2 protein-coding genes are annotated in these 1,620 nt (G+C 35.1%); both read left to right on the forward strand.

The window, feature by feature from the left end:
- On the forward strand, window positions 1-480 hold a 480-nt coding region (locus JCM12259_RS12715; RefSeq protein ID WP_025066720.1), incomplete at its 5' end, for a tyrosine-type recombinase/integrase.
- Window positions 458-1,492 (forward strand): tyrosine-type recombinase/integrase, encoded by a 1,035-nt coding sequence (locus tag JCM12259_RS12720; protein WP_234396619.1) that lies wholly within the window; start codon window positions 458-460, stop codon window positions 1,490-1,492. The genes JCM12259_RS12715 and JCM12259_RS12720, both read left to right, overlap by 23 nt.
- The last annotated feature ends 128 nt before the right edge of the window (window positions 1,493-1,620 follow it).

The following is a 1,620-nucleotide window of genomic DNA, read 5'->3' on the forward strand; positions in this document are numbered from 1 at the left end:
TATAAATGTAAAAACAGTGAAGACAGGTTGGTACCGCTATCTCTTTCTATGAGAGAAATATGTAAAGATTATGTGTCGTATAAGGAACGTATGAACATAAAAACAGAAGATGACTCTTTTTTCTTCACATCACCATGCGGTAATCAATGTTTGAGAGGCTCTATTGCAGATTCATTCAAAATCATTCTGCAGCGTGCCGGGATACATCACAATCACAATCGGGTTGGAGTTCGGCTTCACGACCTCAGACATACGTTCTGCGTGCACACTTTACATCGACTGTGTGAGCAAGGATTGGATTTATACTATTCAATGCCGATTTTGATGACTTATATTGGTCATAAGTCTCTCTCAGCGACTAATCGTTATGTAAGACTAACGGAAGAAATGTATCCGGGTATTCTCAAGAACGTCAACAAAGCATATAAACATCTTTTCCCCGAAATCGAACTAAACAATGAAACCAATGAATCAGACTGACTTTTCAAAACACATCTCGGATTTTTTCGGGAGTTATTTACCTAATGAATGCGGTGTAACCAATAATACTATCAAAACTTATAGTTATTGCTTTACCCTTCTTCTGGAATACTTCAAAGAAGTAGAACTAATAAGAGCTCAAAAATTAACGTTGAAGCATATTACAAAGGAGCGAATAATATCATTTCTCAATTGGTTGGAAACTACACGTAAGTGTAGTACAAATACAAGGAATGCGAGATTAGGTGCAATTCATGCATTCTTTAAATATCTTCAATACCGTGATGTCACCGGTATTGCAATGTGGCAGGATGTATTATCAATAAAGTTTAAGAAAACAGGAGTCAAACAAATGCCGTTTCTTTCAGTGGAAGCAATTAAGGCATTGTTGGATTTACCAAATCGAAAGACTAAAAAAGGGCGCAGAGACTTTGTCTTGATTGGATTACTATATGATAGTGCAATGAGAGTTCAAGAACTTATTGATTCTACTCCATCCGACATTCGATTTGGAGATATAGTCACAATACGTGTCATCGGTAAAGGAAATAAAGTAAGAACTATACCCTTAACTGATGTGCAAGCAAATAATCTGAAACAATATATGCTTGAAAATAATATGTTAGATAAGAATAAACTCAATAATCCCCTATTTTCAAATGGCAGGAACGGAAAATTGTCTCGCATGGCGGTTCTTAAAATTGTCAAAAAATATTTTCAAATTTTGAAGCAAAACACTTCGATTATTGTGCCCGATGATATTGGATGCCATGCATTACGACATTCAAAGGCAATACATTTATTAGAAGCTAATGTGAATTTGGTTTGGATAAGAGACTTTCTCGGACATTCATCTGTAACCACAACTGAGGTTTATGCCAGAGCCAGCGATAAAATGAAAAAGGAAGCTCTTGCAAAACTCAATCCCGGGATAATCATCGAAGGAAAATCATCATGGCAAAAAGATCCACAATTGTTATCGTATTTGAAGTCATTACAACTTGATTTCTGAAAAATTATGTAAAGTTTATCCACTCTTAAAGCACCGCTAATTGCTTCTTATAGTAGTGAATATTTGAAAGTTAATTTATTTAAGTGTGGGTGAACTTTACATATTTATTTGGTTTACATAATGTGTGT

Source organism: Hoylesella enoeca JCM 12259 (assembly GCF_000613405.1).
Lineage (GTDB): Bacteria > Bacteroidota > Bacteroidia > Bacteroidales > Bacteroidaceae > Prevotella > Prevotella enoeca.

Bases quoted from the DNA above. Each gene is read 5' to 3' on its own strand.
- JCM12259_RS12720 (WP_234396619.1), top strand. From the start codon at position 458: ATGAAACCAATGAATCAGACTGACTTTTCAAAACACATCTCGGATTTT.